Here is a 15,545-nt window from a genome sequence, read left to right on the forward strand (position 1 = left end):
GTGATGCTGAACAAATACCCTCTGTGGAAATACGTACTGATCCTGGCGGTGCTGGCGATCGGTTTTATTTATTCCGCTCCCAATCTTTATCCTGATGACCCTGCGATCCAGATCACTGGCGCCAGCACTACGCTGCAGGTCAATCAGGCTGACTTGGACCGTGCGAGCAAAGCGCTCACCGACGCTGGTATCCAGGTAAAAGCGGCAACCTTGGCGTCTGATGCGAAAGGCGGTTTGTTGCGCCTGACCAAGGCCGAAGACCAGTTGCCGGCCAAAGACGTCGTGCGCAAGGCCATGGGTGATGACTACGTTGTCGCGCTCAACCTCGCACAGACCACGCCAAAATGGCTGCGCAGCATTGGCGCGCACCCGATGAAGCTGGGTCTGGACTTGTCCGGTGGTGTGCACTTCCTGCTGGAAGTCGACATGGACAAAGCCCTCGACGCGCGTCTGAAAGTTTACGAAGGCGACGTGAAGAGCCTGCTGCGTAAAGAGAAGGTGCGTTATCGCAGCCTGCCGCAGCTCAACGGTGCCATCCAGCTGGGCTTCTCTGATGAAGCGACCCGCGAACAGGCCCGTGCCCTGGTGCGCAAGAACTTCAATGATTTCGACATCGTACCGGCTGACCTGAATGGTCAGGCTGTGCTGCGTCTGGCGATGACCCCGGCCAAGATCGCGGAAATCCGCGAATACTCCATCAAGCAGAACTTGACCACGGTACGTAACCGCGTCAACGAGCTGGGTGTGGCTGAGCCGATCGTGCAGCGTCAAGGCGCCAACCGCATCGTGGTTGAACTGCCAGGCGTACAAGATACCGCTGAAGCCAAGCGTATCCTGGGTAAAACCGCCAACCTGGAATTCCGTCTGGCGGCTGAGCCGGGTGCGACTCGCGCGACTGCCGAAGAATTCGAGTTCCGTGAAGGCAACCGTCCTCCAGCGCTGATCGAGCGTGGCTTGATCATCACCGGTGATCAGGTGACTGACGCCAAGGCGGGTTTCGATTCGCAGCACGGTACACCGGAAGTTAACATCCGTCTGGATGGCCATGGCGGTGACCTGATGAGCCGCGCCACGCGCAGCAACGTCGGTCGCAGCATGGCGGTGATCTTCATCGAGCAACGTCCGGTCACCACCTACACCAAACAAATGGTCGACGGTGTCGAGAAAGACGTGCCGGTGCAGACCTTCAAGGAAGAGAAGAAAATCATCAGCCTGGCGACCATCCAGTCGCCGCTGGGTGCTCAATTCCGCATTACCGGCCTGAATGGCCAGGGCGAATCTTCCGAGCTGGCACTGCTGCTGCGTGCGGGTGGCCTGGCGGCGCCGATGTACTTCGCTGAAGAGCGCACCATTGGCCCGAGCCTGGGTGCCGACAACATCACCAAGGGTATCGATGCGGCCTTGTGGGGCATGCTGTTTGTGTCCTTGTTCATCATCGCCATCTACCGCTTCTTCGGCGTCATCGCCACCGTGGCCCTGGCGGGCAACATGGTGATGCTGCTGGCACTGATGTCGCTGCTGGGCGCAACACTGACCCTGCCAGGTATCGCCGGTATCGTACTCACCATGGGTATGGCCGTAGATGCCAACGTACTGATCTTCTCGCGTATTCGTGAAGAGATCGCGGCGGGCATGACCGTACAACGTGCAATCAACGAAGGCTTCGGCCGGGCATTTACCGCGATTCTCGACTCCAACCTGACCACTCTGCTGGTCGGCGGGATTCTCTTTGCCATGGGCACCGGCCCGGTCAAAGGTTTTGCGGTGACCATGTCCCTCGGTATCTTTACCTCGATGTTCACGGCCATCATGGTGACCCGCGCAATGGTCAACCTGATCTTTGGCGGACGTGACTTCAAGAAGTTGTGGATTTAAGGGGCTGCCATGTTACGTACAATCAACTTCATGGGCGTTCGCAACATTGCGTTCGGCGCCACAGTGCTCCTTACCGTTCTGGCGTTGTTCAGCTGGTTCCATAAGGGCCTGAACTACGGTCTGGACTTTACCGGCGGTACGCTCATCGAGCTGACCTACGAGAAGCCGGCCGACGTCACCCTGGTGCGCAGCGAGCTGGTCAAGGCCGGCTATCACGAAGCCATCGTGCAGAGCTTTGGTGCTACCACCGACCTGCTGGTGCGTATGCCGGGCGAAGATCCGCAGTTGGGTCATCAGGTAGCCGAAGCCTTGCAGAAGGTCGGCGGTGACAACCCGGCGTCGGTCAAGCGCGTCGAGTTCGTAGGCCCGCAAGTGGGTGAAGAGCTGCGCGACCAGGGCGGCCTCGGCATGCTGATGGCGCTGGCCGGCATCATGGTCTACCTGGCGTTCCGCTTTCAGTGGAAATTCGGCGTCGGCGCCATTGTGTCGCTGATCCACGACGTAATCGTCACCGTGGGTATCCTGGCGTACTTCCAGATCACCTTCGACCTGACGGTGCTGGCCGCGGTGTTGGCGATCATTGGTTACTCGCTCAACGATACCATCGTGGTATTCGACCGGGTTCGTGAGAACTTCCGCGTACTGCGCAAGGCTACGCTGGTCGAGAACATCAACATCTCCACCACCCAGACCCTGCTGCGGACCATGGCGACGTCGATCTCCACCTTGCTGGCGATTGCTGCGCTGATGATCTTCGGTGGCGACAATCTGTGGGGCTTCTCCCTGGCACTGTTCATCGGCGTTCTGGCGGGTACCTACTCGTCGATCTACATCGCTAACGTGGTGCTGATCTGGCTGAACCTCAACAGCGAAGACTTGATCCCGCCTGCCGCTACCGGCAAGGAGGTCGACGACCGTCCTTGATGGGCGTTCGTTGATACGCTGTTACAAAGAAGGCACGAGTATTGAACTCGTGCCTTTTTTTTTGCTCCAAGGCTGGGTATAGCGCGGACGTTTCGGTCCGCTTGTGATGGTCAGGAGGTTCACGTGAACAAGTCGTTACTGGTTGGTGCGGTATTGGGTGCTGTCGGTGTGACTGCCGGGGGTGCTGTTGCCACCTACAGCCTGGTAAAAAGCGGCCCTGAGTATGCGCAAGTGCTGGCAGTGCAGCCGGTGAAAACCCAGATCAAAACCCCTCGTGAGGTCTGCAAGGACGTCACCGTGACCCGGCAGAAGCCGGTGCAGGATCAACATCAAATCGTCGGCACCGTGGTCGGTGCGCTGGCCGGTGGTCTGTTGGGCAACCAGGTCGGTGGCGGTAATGGCAAGAAGCTGGCTACTGTAGCCGGTGCGGTTGGCGGTGGTTACGCCGGTAACAAGGTGCAGGAAGGTATGCAGAACCGCGATACCTACACCACCACGCAGCAGCGTTGCAGCACGGTCAACGATATCAGTGACAAGGTTGTGGGTTACGACGTGCGCTACAACCTGGACGGTAAGGAAGGTTCGGTGCGTATGGACCGTGATCCGGGCGGCCAGATTCCAGTGGATAAGGAAGGTCGTCTGATCCTGGGCCAGAACCAGCAATAAGTCTGACATCAATCCAAGTGTGGGAGCTGGCTTGCCTGCGATAGCGGTGGGTCAGCAACCTATTAGCTAGCTGGCAGACCGCTATCGCAGGCAAGCCAGCTCCCACATTGGATTGTGTTGGCTGTTGAGATACCAAATCCCAGGCATAAAAAAAGCACCCCTCGGGGTGCTTTTTTGTGCTCGCTCGCTTAACGCTTCAGCGAAGCCGGCAGGTGCGGCTGGATCGCCGTCAGTACTGCCTTGAAGCATTTGGTGTTGCCGGCGACCACATGGCCTTTCTCAAGGAAATCGTGACCACCGGTAAAGTCGCTCACCAGGCCACCAGCTTCCTGGATCAGCAGGGCGCCTGCAGCCATGTCCCATTCGGACAGGCCCGACTCCCAGAACGCATCAAAACGACCGGCGGCAACATACGCCAGGTCCAGGCTGGCAGCACCGGCGCGGCGGATGCCGGCGGTCTGGCCAACCAGGGCGCGGAACATGCCCAGGTAGTTTTCCAGGTTGTCCATCTGGTCGTCACGGAACGGGAAGCCAGTGCCCAGCAGGGCGCCGTCCAGGCTGGTACGGCCGCTGACGCGCAGGCGACGACCGTTCAACTGGGCGCCACGGCCACGGCTGGCGGTGAATTCTTCCTGGCGAACCGGGTCGAGTACGACGGCGTGTTCCAGGCGGCCACGGTATTTGCAGGCAATGCTGACTGCAAAGTGTGGGATGCCGCGCAGGAAGTTGGTGGTGCCATCCAGTGGGTCGATGATCCACAGGTAGTCTTCGCCTTCGCCGCTGCCTTTGTGCAAGCCGGTTTCTTCACCGAGGATGCCGTGGGTAGGGTAGGCCTTGCGCAGCGCGTCGATGATTTTTTGCTCAGCGGCGCGATCCACCTCGGATACATAATCCTTGGCGTCTTTTTCGTCGACCTTGATGGTATCCAGGCGCTCGATGGAGCGGAAGATCAATTCACTGGCGCTGCGGGCGGCGCGCAGCGCGATATTCAGCATGGGCTGCATGGATGTGTCACCTAAGGTTGTTAAAGAAAGCCGGGCATTCTAGCAGAAACTTTCTTCAGGTGAAGGACGACGTTAGCTTTCATGGCATAACCTTAGGCTGTTCTGTAAGATTTGCTCCCCTTTCCTGTGTCCGAGAGCGCCTCCCTTGCTGCAAAACATCCGTGTCGTCCTCGTCAATACCAGTCATCCCGGCAACATCGGCGGGGTGGCGCGAGCCATGAAAAACATGGGGCTGACGCGCCTGGTGCTGGTCGAGCCGCGTGTGTTCCCGCACCACGAGGCCGATGCCCGTGCATCCGGCGCCAATGACATCCTTGAAAAAGCCCAGGTCGTCGCCACTTTGGAAGACGCTTTGGTCGGCTGCAACCTGGTGCTTGGCACCAGTGCTCGCGACCGTCGAATCCCCTGGCCACTGCTGGATCCGCGCGAATGCGGCACCAAGGTGGTGGAAGAGGCTGCAGGTGGCGCTGAAATCGCTTTGGTGTTTGGCCGTGAAGACTCCGGCCTGACCAATGAAGAGCTGCAGCGATGTCATTACCACGTGCACATCCCATCAGACCCTGAGTTCAGCTCGCTGAACCTCGGGGCAGCGGTGCAGGTGTTGAGTTACGAAGTGCGCATGGCCTGGCTGGCTGCAGAAGGCCAGCCGAGCAAGGTCGAGAAGGATGAGGTCGCATCAACCAAGAGTGGCGAGTTGGCCACCATGGACGAGTTGGAGCGATTCTATGAGCACCTGGAGCAAACCCTGGTGGCCATCGAGTTTCTCGATCCGGAAAAACCACGGCACTTGATGGCACGCCTGCGTCGCTTGTACGGCCGTAGCTCGGTAAGCCGGGCAGAAATGAACATATTGCGTGGCATCCTCACGGAAACCCAGAAAGCGGCCCGTGGTGAGCTTCTTAAGCGGAAGGATTAAAAATGTTCGAGCGTTTGCGAGAAGATATCCAGAGTGTTTTCCACCGTGACCCGGCGGCGCGCAACGCCTTTGAAGTGCTGACCTGCTACCCAGGCATGCACGCGATCTGGATTCACCGCCTGTCCGCAGTCTTATGGGGCATGGGCTGGAAATGGCTGGCACGGCTGGTGTCGAACTTTGGGCGCTGGTTGACCGGAATCGAGATTCATCCAGGCGCCAAGGTGGGTCGTCGCTTCTTTATCGACCATGGCATGGGCATCGTGATTGGCGAAACCGCCGAAATCGGTGATGACGTGACGCTGTATCAGGGCGTGACCCTGGGTGGCACAACGTGGAATAAAGGCAAGCGCCACCCGACATTGGGCGATGGCGTAGTGGTGGGGGCGGGTGCCAAGGTGCTTGGCCCGTTCACTGTCGGCGCGGGTGCCAAGGTGGGCTCCAATGCTGTGGTGACCAAGGCTGTGCCGCCTGGCGCGACGGTGGTGGGCATTCCCGGCCGCATTATCGTCAAGCCGGAGCTCGGCGACGAGCAGGAAGCCAAGCGCAAAGCGATGGCCGAGAAGATCGGTTTCGATGCCTACGGTGTCAGCGAAGACATGCCCGACCCGGTGGCGCGTGCCATTGGCCAGTTGCTCGACCACCTGCAGGCCGTGGATGGCAAGCTGGACGGTATGTGCGGCGCATTGAAGGAGTTGGGCAGTAGCTACTGCGCAAAAGATCTGCCTGAGCTGCGCGAAGAAGATTTCGCCGAGATCAAGGTTGAAGCTGCCACCACCAAGGCTGGCTAAACCTTAAGCTCGATAAAACCTCCTGTGGGAGCTGGCTTGCCTGCGATAGCGGTCTGCCAGCTCATTTAGGGGGGGGGGCTGACCCACCGCTATCGCAGGCAGGCCAGCTCCCACATTTGGCTTCCATTGGTCTTGAGATTGAGTCGTGGCCCGGTTCCCGCTGTTCGTCCCCACCCCACCCTGCTATTATTCGCGCGCCCTTTTTACGGGTAATCCTGACTAAAGTACTAGGTCTTATAGTTGACTTAAATACTCGGGAATCGCATACTTGCTCCCATTCTGAAACACCTTGGTACTTGTCCATGAGACTGACTACAAAAGGCCGATACGCGGTGACCGCCATGCTTGACCTGGCCTTGCACGCGCAAACTGGGCCGGTGTCCCTGGCCGATATCTCCGAGCGCCAAGGCATTTCGCTGTCCTATCTCGAGCAGTTGTTCGCCAAATTGCGCCGTAGCAACTTGGTTTCCAGCGTGCGTGGGCCGGGCGGCGGTTATCAATTGTCCCGCGATATGCAGGGCATTCAGGTAGCTCAGGTGATCGACGCGGTGAACGAATCCGTCGATGCCACCAAATGCCAGGGTTTGGGTGACTGCCATGCCGGCGACACCTGCCTGACCCACCACTTGTGGTGTGACTTGAGCCTGCAGATCCATGAGTTTTTGAGTGGTATCAGCTTGGCTGATCTTGTGACTCGCCGTGAGGTGCAAGAAGTAGCCCAGCGTCAGGACCAGCGCCGTTGCAACACCAAGGCGCCGCGTCTGGACAAGATTGAAGCGTCCGCCGTCGAGTGACAGCCGAAGAGCTAACGGCACGCCAGCCAGCCTGATTTAGGAGAAAGTCCATGAAATTGCCGATTTACCTTGATTACTCAGCGACCACCCCGGTTGATCCGCGTGTCGCGCAAAAGATGAGCGAATGCCTGCTGGTTGACGGAAACTTCGGTAACCCAGCCTCCCGTTCCCACGTATTCGGCTGGAAAGCCGAGGAAGCGGTCGAGAACGCTCGTCGCCAAGTCGCCGACCTGGTGGGCGCCGATCCACGCGAAATCGTCTGGACCTCCGGTGCTACCGAATCCGACAACCTGGCAATCAAGGGCGCGGCGCATTTCTACGCGACCAAGGGCAAGCACCTGATCACCACCAAGATTGAGCACAAGGCTGTCCTCGACACCATGCGCCAACTGGAGCGTGAAGGTTTCGAGGTTACCTACCTTGAGCCAACCACCGACGGTATCGTCACCCCGGCCATGATCGAAGCGGCCCTGCGTGAAGACACCATCCTGGTTTCCGTGATTCACGTGAACAACGAAATCGGCACCATCAACGACATCGCAGCCATTGGCGAGCTGACGCGCTCCAAAGGCATCCTGCTGCACGTCGACGCTGCTCAGTCCACCGGCAAGGTCGACATCGACCTGTCCAAGCTGAAAGTCGACCTGATGTCGTTCTCTGCCCACAAGACTTACGGCCCTAAAGGCATCGGCGCGCTGTACGTGAGCCGCAAGCCTCGGGTGCGCATCGAAGCCACCATGCACGGCGGCGGTCACGAGCGCGGCATGCGTTCCGGCACCCTGGCGACTCACCAGATCGTCGGCATGGGCGAAGCCTTCCGTGTAGCCAAAGAAGACATGGCAGCCGAAAACATTCGCATCAAGGCGCTGAGCGATCGCTTCTACAAGCAGGTCGAGAACCTTGAAGAGCTGTACATCAATGGCAGCATGACCGCCCGTGTACCGCACAACCTGAATTTGAGCTTCAACTACGTCGAAGGCGAGTCGCTGATCATGGCGCTCAAGGACCTGGCGGTTTCGTCCGGTTCGGCCTGCACCTCGGCTTCCCTTGAGCCTTCGTACGTTCTGCGCGCCCTGGGCCGCAACGACGAACTGGCACACAGCTCGATCCGCTTTACGTTCGGCCGTTTCACCACCGAAGAGCAAGTCGACTACGCCGCGCAGAAAGTCTGCGAAGCCGTCAACAAGCTGCGCGTTCTGTCGCCGCTGTGGGACATGTACAAAGACGGTGTCGATATCTCCAAGATCGAGTGGGCGGCACACTAACTATAGAAGCCGCCACCCAAGCTCTGTAAGAACGTGGCGGAAAACGCAGGCGTTTTTACAGGGTTCCAGAGCGGCCCTGATGAGTGAGGATTCAGTACCATGGCTTACAGCGAAAAGGTCATCGACCACTACGAAAACCCGCGCAACGTCGGCAAGATGAACGCGGAAGACCCTGATGTCGGCACCGGCATGGTCGGCGCTCCGGCGTGCGGCGATGTGATGCGCCTGCAGATCAAGGTCAACGACGCTGGCGTTATCGAAGACGCCAAGTTCAAGACTTACGGCTGCGGTTCCGCCATTGCCTCAAGCTCCCTCGCTACCGAGTGGATGAAAGGCAAGACCCTGGATGAGGCTGTCACCATCAGCAACACCCAGCTGGCTGAAGAACTGGCCCTGCCGCCAGTGAAAATTCACTGCTCCGTACTCGCCGAAGACGCCATCAAGGCGGCCGTTCGCGACTACAAGCAGAAGAAAGGCTTGATCTAAGCATTTGGCGACGAGTAAGGAGTCAACGATGGCTATCAGCATGACAGAAGCGGCTGCGCAGCACATTCGCCGCTCCCTGAATGGGCGCGGTAAAGGTGAGGGGATTCGTCTGGGTGTTCGCACCACGGGCTGTTCCGGCCTTGCCTACGTGCTGGAGTTTGTCGACGAGGTGGTTGAAGAGGACCAGGTGTTCGAAAGTCACGGCGAGAAAGTGATCATCGACCCTAAAAGCCTGACCTACCTGGACGGCACCGAACTCGATTTCGTCAAGGAAGGGTTGAACGAAGGCTTCAAGTTCAACAACCCCAACGTGCGCGGTGAATGTGGCTGCGGCGAAAGCTTCAACATCTGAGGCTATTCGTGGGTACTCCTTGTCATTTCGCTTTATTCGAGCTGCAGCCGAGCTTTCGGCTGGACCTTGAGCAGCTTGCCACGCGCTACCGAGAGTTGGCGCGTGGGGTGCATCCGGACCGCTTTGCTGACGCTTCCGAGCGTGAGCAGCGCCTGGCGCTGGAGCAATCGGCCAGCCTCAACGAAGCCTATCAGACGCTGAAAAACCCGCCCAAACGCGCGCGCTACCTGCTCGCGTTGAACGGTGGTGAGTTGCCGATCGAAGTGACGGTGCACGACCCGGACTTCCTGATGCAGCAGATGCAGTGGCGCGAAGAACTCGAAGACTTGCAGGACGAGGCTGATATAGCCGGTGTCGCGGTCTTCAAGCGTCGTCTGAAAACGGCCCAGGATGAGCTCAATGAAAGCTTCGCAGCCTGTTGGGATGATGCAGCGCAACGTGAACAGGCCGAACGCCTGATGCGGCGCATGCAGTTCCTCGACAAGCTCACCTACGAAGTGCGCCAGCTAGAAGAGCGCCTCGACGATTAACCCAGTGCTGCCCGTGATGCACGCCTGATAGACAGATAAGACCTGATTACCATGGCCCTACTGCAAATCGCCGAACCCGGCCAAAGCCCTCAACCACACCAGCGTCGCCTGGCGGTCGGGATTGACCTGGGCACCACCAATTCCCTGGTTGCTGCCTTGCGCAGCGGCCTGTCCGAGCCATTGCCCGACGCTAATGGCCAGGTGATCCTGCCCTCCGCTGTGCGTTATCACGCTGATCGCACTGAAGTCGGTGAGTCGGCCAAGCTGGCAGCGTCCAGTGACCCGTTGAATACCGTGCTGTCGGTTAAACGCTTGATGGGTCGCGGTCTTTCCGACGTCAAGCAATTGGGCGACCAGCTGCCGTACCGCTTTGTTGGCGGCGAATCCCATATGCCGTTCATCGACACCGTCCAAGGCCCGAAAAGCCCGGTTGAAGTGTCGGCCGATATCCTCAAGGTGCTGCGTCAGCGCGCAGAAAATACCTTGGGCGGCGAACTGGTCGGCGCAGTGATCACCGTTCCTGCCTATTTCGATGACGCACAGCGTCAAGCCACCAAGGACGCCGCGAAGCTTGCGGGCCTGAACGTGTTGCGCTTGCTCAACGAGCCGACCGCAGCGGCGGTGGCCTATGGCCTGGATCAGCACGCTGAAGGCCTGGTGGCAATTTATGACCTGGGCGGCGGCACCTTTGATATTTCGATCCTGCGCCTGACCGGCGGTGTGTTTGAAGTACTGGCCACCGGGGGCGACAGCGCCTTGGGCGGCGATGACTTTGACCATGCCATTGCAGGCTGGATCATCGCCAGCGCTGGCTTGTCGGCTGATCTGGACCCGGGCGCGCAGCGTAATCTGCTGCAAACTGCCTGTGCGGTCAAGGAAGCACTGACTGACGCTGATTCTGTTGAAGTTTCCTACGGCAGCTGGTCGGCTCAACTGACTCGCGAATCCTTTGATGCGCTGATCGAACCGATGGTCGCTCGCAGCCTCAAGGCGTGTCGTCGGGCTGTGCGTGATTCCGGTATCGAGCTGGAAGACGTGGCCGCAGTGGTCATGGTCGGCGGTTCGACGCGCGTCCCACGCGTTCGCGAAGCGGTTGCCGAAGCTTTCGGTCGCCAGCCACTGACGGAAATCGACCCGGATCAAGTAGTCGCCATCGGCGCTGCTATCCAGGCCGACACGCTTGCCGGTAACAAGCGCGATGGTGGCGAACTGCTGCTGCTCGACGTGATCCCGCTGTCCCTGGGCCTGGAAACCATGGGCGGCCTGATGGAGAAGGTGATTCCACGCAACACCACCATCCCCGTCGCACGCGCCCAGGATTTCACCACCTACAAAGATGGCCAGACGGCCATGATGATTCATGTGCTGCAAGGCGAGCGCGAACTGATCAGCGACTGCCGCTCCCTGGCGCGCTTTGAATTGCGCGGCATCCCGGCGATGGTGGCCGGTGCGGCGAAAATTCGCGTGACCTTCCAGGTCGACGCCGATGGCCTGCTCAGCGTGGCAGCACGTGAATTGGCCTCGGGCGTTGAAGCCAGCATCCAGGTCAAGCCGTCCTACGGCCTCACCGATGGCGAAATCGCCAAGATGCTCAAGGATTCCTTCCAGTATGCCGGTGACGACAAGGTCGCCCGCGTGCTGCGCGAGCAGCAAGTCGATGCCCAGCGCCTGCTCGAAGCCGTGCAGGGCGCCCTGGAAGCCGATGGCGAGCGTTTGCTGGATGCTGAAGAGCGCATGGTTATCGACCTGCAAATGCAGGAACTGGCCGAATTGATGAAAGGCAACGATGGTTACGCCATCGAGCAGCAGACCAAGCGCCTGTCGCAAGTGACTGATGCCTTTGCCGCCCGCCGCATGGATCAGACGGTGAAAGCCGCACTGGCCGGGCGCAACCTGAATGAAATCGAGGAATAATTAATGCCGCAGGTCATTTTTCTGCCACACGCCGAGCATTGCCCGGACGGTATGGTCGTGGAGGCTGAGACCGGCAAGTCCATCCTCGAAGTTGCCCATGACAACCACATCGAGATCGAAAGTGCCTGCGGCGGTGTCTGCGCCTGCACGACCTGCCACTGCGTGATTCGTGAGGGTTTCAACTCTCTCGAAGAAGCGGATGAGCTGGAAGAGGACTTTCTGGATCGCGCCTGGGGCCTGGAGGCGACTTCTCGCCTAAGCTGTCAGGCAAAGGTCGGCACGGAAGACATTACCGTCGAAATTCCGAAATATTCCCTCAACCATGCAGCCGAAGCGCCGCATTGATTCAAGGAAATGTCATGAGCCTGAAATGGGTTGATGTACAAGAAATCGCTATACAACTTGCGGAAGCTCATCCTGAGGTCAATCCTCTTACCGTGAACTTCGTCAAGTTGCGCGACCTCGTAATGGCACTGCCGGAATTTGACGACATTCCTGACCGGGGTGGCGAAAAGGTCCTGGAGGCGATTCAGGGTCTGTGGATCGAAGAAGCAGACGACTGAGCCGACTTTTTACGCAGTTAGGCAATACCCAATAACCCGCGTATAATTCGCGGGTTTAATTTTTCGTAAATTACCGTTTCTGGAGTTACACCATGGCTGTTCAACGTACTTTCTCCATCATCAAGCCTGACGCTGTTGCAAAAAACGTCATCGGCGAGATCACCACTCGTTTCGAAAAAGCCGGCCTGAAGGTTGTAGCTTCGAAACTCAAGCAACTGTCCAAAGCTGAAGCTGAAGGCTTCTACGCTGAGCACAGCGCCCGTGGCTTCTTCGGCGACCTGGTTGCCTTCATGATCTCCGGCCCTGTTGTTGTTCAGGTTCTGGAAGGCGAAAACGCTATCGCTCTGAACCGCGAGCTGATGGGCGCTACCAACCCTAAAGAAGCAGCTGCCGGCACTATCCGTGCTGATTTCGCTGAGTCCATCGACGCCAACGCTGTTCACGGTTCGGACTCCGAAGCCGCTGCTGCTCGCGAAATCTCGTACTTTTTCGCTGCTACTGAAGTAACCGCTCGCTAAGCATCGGCTTAAAGAGTGAGGGTGAATCCATGACTACATCGACTGTTAAAACCAACCTGCTGGGTCTGACTCAACAGGAAATGGAAAAATTCTTCGACTCAATCGGGGAGAAGCGTTTCCGTGCCGGTCAGGTAATGAAGTGGATTCACCACTTTGGTGTCGACGATTTCGACGCCATGACGAACGTCAGCAAGGCCCTGCGCGACAAGCTCAAGGCCATTGCTGAAGTCCGTGGTCCCGAGGTTGTCAGCGAGGACATTTCCACCGACGGCACCCGTAAGTGGGTGGTGCGCGTGGCGTCCGGCAGCTGCGTCGAGACCGTCTACATTCCCCAGGGCAAGCGCGGCACTTTGTGCGTTTCGTCCCAGGCAGGCTGTGCCCTGGACTGCAGTTTCTGCTCCACCGGCAAGCAAGGCTTCAATAGCAACCTCACCGCCGCCGAAGTCATCGGCCAAGTGTGGATTGCCAACAAATCCTTTGGCAGCGTCCCGGCAACCGTCGACCGTGCCATCACCAACGTGGTGATGATGGGCATGGGTGAGCCGCTGCTGAACTTCGACAACGTCGTTGCCGCCATGCATTTGATGATGGACGACCTCGGCTACGGCATCTCCAAGCGCCGTGTGACCCTGTCGACTTCCGGCGTGGTGCCGATGATCGATGAGCTGGCCAAGCACATCGACGTCTCCCTGGCGCTGTCGTTGCACGCACCGAATGACGCATTGCGTAACCAATTGGTGCCGATCAACAAGAAGTATCCGCTTAAGATGCTGCTCGAATCTTGCCAGCGTTACATGGCGACCTTGGGCGAAAAGCGTGTGTTGACCATTGAGTACACCATGCTCAAGGACATCAACGACAAAGTTGAGCATGCGGTCGAGATGATCGAGCTGCTCAAGAACACCCCGTGCAAGATCAACCTGATTCCGTTTAACCCGTTTCCCCATTCTGGCTACGAGCGGCCGAGCAACAACGCCATCCGTCGTTTCCAGGATCAACTGCACCAGGCCGGATACAACGTTACTGTGCGCACCACCCGTGGTGAAGACATCGACGCCGCCTGTGGCCAACTGGTCGGGCAAGTGATGGATCGCACCCGCCGCAGTGAGCGTTATATCGCCGTGCGCGAACTTAACGCCGCCGAAGATTTGCCGCAAATTGCTGTGAATCGAATCTGAGAGAGGACCTCTATGCCCTTGCGCCTCGCGCTGCTGTTGCTTTTCACCGGTCTGATGGCCGGTTGTGTTTCATCGGGCCATGACAGCCCCATGCAAACCGGCAAAGGCCGTGACGAGGCGCGAATTGCCTATGTGCAATTGGGCTTGGGTTATCTGCGCCAGGGCATGAGCGAGCAGGCCAAGGTGCCGTTGAAAAAGGCGCTGGAACTGGACGGCGATGATGCCGAGGCCAATGCCGCACTGGCCCTGGTGTTCCAGGCCCAGGCCGAGCCTGAACTGGCCGAGGCGTATTTTCACAAGGCCCTGGCCGCACGTCCTGCCGACCCGCGGCTGCTGAACAACTACGGCAGTTTTCTGTTTGCGCAGCAACGTTACGACCAGGCGTCCCGCTATTTCCAGCAAGCCAGTACCGATACCCTTTATCCTGAGCGTTCGCGAGTATTCGAAAACCTTGGGGTGACCTCGATACGCCTTGGCCTGCGCGACAGCGGTCGTCAGCAACTGGAAAAAGCCCTGCACCTGAACAATCGCCAGCCACGGGCTTTACTCGAAATGGCTGAGTTGTCTTACGAAGACAGGCATTATGTGCCGGCACGTGACTTTTACGAGCGTTTTAGCCTGCTCAGCGGGCAAAATGCACGTAGTCTATTGCTCGGTGTGCGCCTGGCGACGGTTCATGAAGAACGCGACACGGCCGCACAGTTTGGCCAGCAACTCGAACGACTCTATCCCGGTACGCCGGAATATCAGCAATACCTGTCGGAGCAATGATGAAAGCGGCGCACCCGGAAGTTGTAGCAGCTAATCGCGTAAACCCAGGCGAGACCTTGCGTCAGGCCCGCGAAAGCAATGGTTGGTCGCTGGCAGAAGTGGCCCTCAAGCTCAATTTGACCGCCACATCCCTGGGCAACCTGGAAGCCGGCGCGTTCGACAAGCTGCCTGGGCATACTTTTGCCCGCGGCTATATCCGCGCCTATGCAAAATTGCTGGGCATCGACCAGGCGGTACTGGTCCAGGAATTTGACCAGTTCACCGGCACCGATTCCCAGGGCAGCAATGTTCATGGCCTGGGCCGCATCGAGGAGCCGGTGCGGGTTTCCCACACTATTTTGCGGATTGTCAGCCTGTTGCTGCTGATTGCCGTGGTGGGTGGCGGTTTCGTCTGGTGGCAAGACCAGGCCTCCCAACGCACCAAAGACCTTACCAGCAACGCCATGGAGCACGTCGAAGTCGAAAGCGCCGACGGCACCACCCAGATTCACCCGCTGGATGAGCCGGAAGACCAGGCGGTTGCCCAAGGGCAGGCCGCCTCGGAAGCGCCGGCTACCACCGAGCAACCGACTCCGGAAGCCGGCACTGCACCTGCAGCCACCGCTGCTGTGCCGGCTCCAACCGTACCGGCTGCCCCGGTTGCCCAGGCGCATACGCCAGCTGCTCCGGCTGCTCCGGCGCAGGCCCCAGCGACTAACGCACCAGTGGCCCCGGCCCCGGCCGCGATTTCGCCTCCCACCACCCCGGCATTGATCGCCGGCGACGGGCATATCCAGATTACCTTCATCGCTGACTGCTGGACGCAAGTCACCGATGGCAATGGCAAAGTGCTGTTTAGCGGTCTGAAGCGTAAGGGAGATACGCTTGACCAAGGCGGCAAGCCTCCTTTGACGCTGCGTCTGGGCTTTGCCCGTGGCGCGCAAGTGGCCTACAACGGCCAGCCTGTGGACGTGGCGCCGTTCACCAGTGGCGAGACCGCTCGCCTCAAGTTGGGACAATAG

At 58.9% G+C, this 15,545-nt stretch carries 18 protein-coding genes; 17 read left to right on the forward strand and 1 reads right to left on the reverse strand.

The window, feature by feature from the left end; translation table 11 throughout:
- Nucleotides 1-3 precede the first annotated feature (3 nt).
- From secD to ACQY47_RS19855, 3 genes are all read left to right on the forward strand, one after another.
- Complete coding sequence (gene secD / locus ACQY47_RS19845; RefSeq protein WP_017135939.1) at nucleotides 4-1,875, forward strand: protein translocase subunit SecD; 1,872 nt, start codon at nucleotides 4-6, stop codon at nucleotides 1,873-1,875.
- A gap of 9 nt (nucleotides 1,876-1,884) precedes the next feature.
- Nucleotides 1,885-2,799: a protein translocase subunit SecF gene (secF, locus tag ACQY47_RS19850; RefSeq protein WP_017135940.1), complete on the forward strand. Its 915-nt coding sequence runs from the start codon at nucleotides 1,885-1,887 to the stop codon at nucleotides 2,797-2,799.
- Between the two features lie 123 nt (nucleotides 2,800-2,922).
- The gene (locus tag ACQY47_RS19855) at nucleotides 2,923-3,465 is read left to right on the forward strand and encodes a glycine zipper 2TM domain-containing protein (protein WP_017135941.1); all 543 of its coding nucleotides are present in this window, start codon (nucleotides 2,923-2,925) and stop codon (nucleotides 3,463-3,465) included.
- Nucleotides 3,466-3,653: 188 nt separating this feature from the next.
- On the opposite strand, the gene suhB is transcribed toward ACQY47_RS19855, so the two are convergent.
- Nucleotides 3,654-4,469, reverse strand: coding sequence for a type III secretion system regulator SuhB (gene suhB, locus ACQY47_RS19860; RefSeq protein WP_003175971.1), 816 nt, complete (start codon nucleotides 4,467-4,469; stop codon nucleotides 3,654-3,656).
- A 145-nt stretch (nucleotides 4,470-4,614) separates the two neighbouring features.
- Here suhB and trmJ point away from each other — a divergent pair, with 145 nt between their 5' ends.
- The 14 genes from trmJ (at nucleotide 4,615) to ACQY47_RS19930 (ending at nucleotide 15,545) form a co-directional block, all read left to right on the forward strand.
- Nucleotides 4,615-5,385: a tRNA (cytosine(32)/uridine(32)-2'-O)-methyltransferase TrmJ gene (trmJ, locus tag ACQY47_RS19865; protein WP_003210307.1), complete on the forward strand. Its 771-nt coding sequence runs from the start codon at nucleotides 4,615-4,617 to the stop codon at nucleotides 5,383-5,385.
- 2 nt (nucleotides 5,386-5,387) lie between these two features.
- Entirely contained in the window at nucleotides 5,388-6,173 is a 786-nt protein-coding gene (gene cysE / locus ACQY47_RS19870) for a serine O-acetyltransferase (RefSeq protein WP_017135943.1), read from the forward strand.
- 302 nt (nucleotides 6,174-6,475) lie between these two features.
- A complete protein-coding gene (gene iscR / locus ACQY47_RS19875; protein WP_003194020.1) occupies nucleotides 6,476-6,967 on the forward strand; it encodes a Fe-S cluster assembly transcriptional regulator IscR in 492 nt (163 codons plus the stop codon).
- Nucleotides 6,968-7,017: 50 nt separating this feature from the next.
- A complete protein-coding gene (locus tag ACQY47_RS19880; RefSeq protein WP_017135944.1) occupies nucleotides 7,018-8,232 on the forward strand; it encodes an IscS subfamily cysteine desulfurase in 1,215 nt (404 codons plus the stop codon).
- A gap of 99 nt (nucleotides 8,233-8,331) precedes the next feature.
- On the forward strand, nucleotides 8,332-8,718 hold the full coding sequence (iscU, locus tag ACQY47_RS19885; protein ID WP_003175965.1) for a Fe-S cluster assembly scaffold IscU: 387 nt from the start codon (nucleotides 8,332-8,334) through the stop codon (nucleotides 8,716-8,718).
- 28 nt (nucleotides 8,719-8,746) lie between these two features.
- A complete protein-coding gene (gene iscA, locus ACQY47_RS19890; RefSeq protein ID WP_003209680.1) occupies nucleotides 8,747-9,070 on the forward strand; it encodes an iron-sulfur cluster assembly protein IscA in 324 nt (107 codons plus the stop codon).
- An 8-nt stretch (nucleotides 9,071-9,078) separates the two neighbouring features.
- The gene (gene hscB, locus ACQY47_RS19895; protein WP_017135945.1) at nucleotides 9,079-9,600 is read left to right on the forward strand and encodes a co-chaperone HscB; all 522 of its coding nucleotides are present in this window, start codon (nucleotides 9,079-9,081) and stop codon (nucleotides 9,598-9,600) included.
- Between the two features lie 51 nt (nucleotides 9,601-9,651).
- Nucleotides 9,652-11,514, forward strand: a complete 1,863-nt coding sequence (gene hscA / locus ACQY47_RS19900; RefSeq protein ID WP_428551239.1) for a Fe-S protein assembly chaperone HscA — start codon at nucleotides 9,652-9,654, stop codon at nucleotides 11,512-11,514.
- Between the two features lie 3 nt (nucleotides 11,515-11,517).
- A complete protein-coding gene (fdx, locus tag ACQY47_RS19905; protein WP_015885743.1) occupies nucleotides 11,518-11,859 on the forward strand; it encodes an ISC system 2Fe-2S type ferredoxin in 342 nt (113 codons plus the stop codon).
- A gap of 14 nt (nucleotides 11,860-11,873) precedes the next feature.
- Entirely contained in the window at nucleotides 11,874-12,077 is a 204-nt protein-coding gene (gene iscX / locus ACQY47_RS19910; protein WP_017135947.1) for a Fe-S cluster assembly protein IscX, read from the forward strand.
- Between the two features lie 92 nt (nucleotides 12,078-12,169).
- A complete protein-coding gene (gene ndk, locus ACQY47_RS19915) occupies nucleotides 12,170-12,595 on the forward strand; it encodes a nucleoside-diphosphate kinase (protein ID WP_003175956.1) in 426 nt (141 codons plus the stop codon).
- Nucleotides 12,596-12,624: 29 nt separating this feature from the next.
- Nucleotides 12,625-13,773, forward strand: coding sequence for a 23S rRNA (adenine(2503)-C(2))-methyltransferase RlmN (gene rlmN / locus ACQY47_RS19920; RefSeq protein WP_017135948.1), 1,149 nt, complete (start codon nucleotides 12,625-12,627; stop codon nucleotides 13,771-13,773).
- Between the two features lie 12 nt (nucleotides 13,774-13,785).
- Complete coding sequence (pilW, locus tag ACQY47_RS19925) at nucleotides 13,786-14,544, forward strand: type IV pilus biogenesis/stability protein PilW (protein ID WP_428551245.1); 759 nt, start codon at nucleotides 13,786-13,788, stop codon at nucleotides 14,542-14,544.
- Nucleotides 14,544-15,545 (forward strand): RodZ domain-containing protein, encoded by a 1,002-nt coding sequence (locus ACQY47_RS19930; RefSeq protein WP_099550105.1) that lies wholly within the window; start codon nucleotides 14,544-14,546, stop codon nucleotides 15,543-15,545. The genes pilW and ACQY47_RS19930 overlap by 1 nt, the downstream gene beginning before the upstream one ends.

It is taken from the genome of Pseudomonas edaphica, from assembly GCF_965277385.1.
Lineage (GTDB): Bacteria > Pseudomonadota > Gammaproteobacteria > Pseudomonadales > Pseudomonadaceae > Aquipseudomonas > Aquipseudomonas edaphica.

Coding starts and splice junctions, on each gene's coding strand:
- secD (WP_017135939.1), top strand. CDS start 4: ATGCTGAACAAATACCCTCTGTGGAAATACGTACTGATCCTGGCGGTG.
- secF (WP_017135940.1), top strand. CDS start 1,885: ATGTTACGTACAATCAACTTCATGGGCGTTCGCAACATTGCGTTCGGC.
- suhB (WP_003175971.1), bottom strand. CDS start 4,469: ATGCAGCCCATGCTGAATATCGCGCTGCGCGCCGCCCGCAGCGCCAGT.
- cysE (WP_017135943.1), top strand. CDS start 5,388: ATGTTCGAGCGTTTGCGAGAAGATATCCAGAGTGTTTTCCACCGTGAC.
- iscR (WP_003194020.1), top strand. CDS start 6,476: ATGAGACTGACTACAAAAGGCCGATACGCGGTGACCGCCATGCTTGAC.
- ACQY47_RS19880 (WP_017135944.1), top strand. CDS start 7,018: ATGAAATTGCCGATTTACCTTGATTACTCAGCGACCACCCCGGTTGAT.
- iscU (WP_003175965.1), top strand. CDS start 8,332: ATGGCTTACAGCGAAAAGGTCATCGACCACTACGAAAACCCGCGCAAC.
- iscA (WP_003209680.1), top strand. CDS start 8,747: ATGGCTATCAGCATGACAGAAGCGGCTGCGCAGCACATTCGCCGCTCC.
- hscA (WP_428551239.1), top strand. CDS start 9,652: ATGGCCCTACTGCAAATCGCCGAACCCGGCCAAAGCCCTCAACCACAC.
- fdx (WP_015885743.1), top strand. CDS start 11,518: ATGCCGCAGGTCATTTTTCTGCCACACGCCGAGCATTGCCCGGACGGT.
- iscX (WP_017135947.1), top strand. CDS start 11,874: ATGAGCCTGAAATGGGTTGATGTACAAGAAATCGCTATACAACTTGCG.
- ndk (WP_003175956.1), top strand. CDS start 12,170: ATGGCTGTTCAACGTACTTTCTCCATCATCAAGCCTGACGCTGTTGCA.
- rlmN (WP_017135948.1), top strand. CDS start 12,625: ATGACTACATCGACTGTTAAAACCAACCTGCTGGGTCTGACTCAACAG.
- pilW (WP_428551245.1), top strand. CDS start 13,786: ATGCCCTTGCGCCTCGCGCTGCTGTTGCTTTTCACCGGTCTGATGGCC.
- ACQY47_RS19930 (WP_099550105.1), top strand. CDS start 14,544: ATGAAAGCGGCGCACCCGGAAGTTGTAGCAGCTAATCGCGTAAACCCA.